Origin of the sequence: Azospirillum isscasi (assembly GCF_030849505.1) — a bacterium.
GTDB lineage: Bacteria > Pseudomonadota > Alphaproteobacteria > Azospirillales > Azospirillaceae > Azospirillum > Azospirillum isscasi.
In genome coordinates this window covers 1-1,525 of sequence record NZ_JAUJFI010000344.1, presented here as the reverse complement: position 1 = coordinate 1,525, position 1,525 = coordinate 1, and the positions used below count along the sequence as shown (strand labels likewise).

Genomic DNA, 1,525 nt, shown 5'->3' with positions numbered 1-1,525 from the left:
CACGCGCGGGGGGGTGGCCGCCGGCACGGCGGGAGGCGCCACCGCGGCGGGGGCCACGGACGGTCCGGCGCCGGGAGTCATGCGGTAGATCACGCCAAGCTCCCGCACCGCCTCCGCGAGGCCGGGGCGGGCCAGTGTCCGTTCCATCTCCGGCGTGCCGCAGAGAAGAACCTGAAGAAAGCGCCCCCCCGGCGTTTCGGACCGGCTGAGGTCGATCAGGTCGGCCAGCGCCGGGGCGGCGAGGACGCCCGCGTTCTCCACCGCCAGAAGGCCGGTGCCGGCGAGGTCGAGCCGCTCCTCCAGCTCTCCGATCAGCGTGTCGAAATCGCGGTCGCCGCTGTCGGAGGGCAGGGCGGCGTCACCGGCGGCGGAAACCAGATCCTCCACCTGCGCCCCGGCGCTCGCGGCGACCGGAAGCACCAGCGCGCCGTCGGAACCGACCTGCTCGACGAGCTGGTGGAAGACCGCGGCCCGTCCGGACCCGGCGTCGCCCACCAGCACCAGCAGCCGCTTGCGGGCCAGTAGCGCCAGCAGGAGGCCGTCGAAAACCTCCATCTGGTCGGGGCGCAGGCCGGTGGCCGGAGGTTGGGGTTTCGCCTTCGCCGGGGAGCGATTCGAGGATGGCGTGGCTTTCGGAGCGGAACGGTCCATGGGGGCGCGCGCAATCCAATGGTGAGTCGTGACACTCCTGACTCTAGTGGTCCGCCGCCGTCCTGCGACGGTGCAAAGGGACGGGACCGCCACCTCTTATGGAGGAGGCGCGCGTCGGGAGGGCTGATTCGAGGGACGCGCTGCGCTATAGGGGGGCCTGCTTTTCCTCCACGCTTGTCGTGCACCCGCGTGTTGTGCACCCGCACTGGGAGTCGGTCATGGGCATGGGTCCGATGCGGATCGGCGTCGATCTGGGCGGCACGAAGATCGCCGCCGCCCTTCTGGCTCCGGACGGGACGGAGCGGGCGCGGCACCGCGCCGACACCCCGCGCGGCTATGCCGAGACGCTGGCGGCGCTGGCCGGCACCGTGGCGGTGCTGGAGGAGCGGGCGGGCTGCCGGAACGCCTCGGTGGGGCTGTGCCTGCCCGGTATCGTCGATGGCGCCGCCGGCACCGTGCGTGCGGTCAACCTGCCCTGGCTGGACGGGCGGCCCTTCGCCGCGGACCTCGCGCGGACGCTGGGCCGTCCGGTGCGGATCGCCAACGACGCCAACGCCTTCGTCCTGTCGGAGGCGGTGGACGGGGGCGCCGCCGGGGCGCCGCTGGTCTTCGGCATCATCCTTGGCACCGGCGTCGGCGGCGGGATCGTCGCGGACCGGCGCATCCTGGCCGGCGCCAACGCGCTCGCCGGGGAGTGGGGGCACAACCCGCTGCCCTGGCGGACGGCGGAGGACGGTCCGCCCCTACCCTGCGGCTGCGGACGGGAGGGCTGCACCGAAACGCTGCTGTGCGGCGCCGGGCTGGCCCGCCTGCACCACCGGCGGACGGAGGAGGCGCTGGCCCCGCCGGCCATCGCCGCCCGCGCCCGCTCCGG

The 1,525-nt window shown here is 74.5% G+C and carries 2 protein-coding genes; one reads left to right on the top strand and one right to left on the bottom strand.

Annotation, left to right across the window (positions count from 1 at the left end; genetic code table 11):
* Positions 1-651, bottom strand: a 651-nt coding sequence (locus QSG27_RS28890; RefSeq protein ID WP_306712290.1) for an ATP-binding protein, incomplete at its 3' end; no start/stop codon positions are given.
* 218 nt (positions 652-869) lie between these two features.
* On the opposite strand from QSG27_RS28890, the gene QSG27_RS28885 reads away from it, so the two are divergent.
* Positions 870-1,525 (top strand): ROK family protein (locus QSG27_RS28885; RefSeq protein WP_306712289.1); only part of this gene is annotated, 656 nt, incomplete at its 3' end.